Consider the following 521-nt stretch of genomic DNA (forward strand, 5'->3'; position numbering starts at 1 on the left):
CCGCAATTGCTGCAAGCCAGCCGCAAGAAACGCATCGCCGCCGGTTCGGGGATGGAGGTCAGCGACCTGAACAAACTGCTCAAGATGCACCGGCAGATGTCGGACATGATGAAAAAGATGGGCAAGATGGGCAAAGGCAAGATGCTGAAACAAGCCATGAAAGGCATGTTCGGCAAAGGCGGCCCCTCACCCGAGGAGATGGCCGCAGGCATGGACCCTAAAGCGCTCGAACAGGCGGCCAAGGCGATGGGTGGACGCGGCGGTCTGCCTGGTATGGGCGGCGGTATGACCCTGCCCCCGGGTCTCAGCGGTTTTGGGAAGAAAAAGTAACGTGACCCTTGCGCCCACCATATCCACCACGCGCCTAACGTTGCGCCATCACCGGCTTGAGGATTTCGAGCCGATGGCGAAGCTGTTTGCGACCGATTGGGCGAAGTACATGGATGGGCCGTACTCGGCGCAGGACCTTTGGTCGATGCTGGGCTCGGACGTGGCCAGTTGGCAGTTTCTTGGGTTTGGCG

At 60.3% G+C, this 521-nt stretch carries 2 pseudogenes; both read left to right on the forward strand.

Annotated features, from left to right (window positions below):
- Positions 1–330 (forward strand): annotated as a pseudogene (locus tag ACR0LL_RS21370) (signal recognition particle protein); the annotation flags it as partial.
- Position 331: 1 nt separating this feature from the next.
- Positions 332–521, forward strand: a pseudogene (locus ACR0LL_RS21375) (GNAT family N-acetyltransferase); the annotation flags it as partial.

It is taken from the genome of Ruegeria sp. AI2, assembly GCF_056541275.1.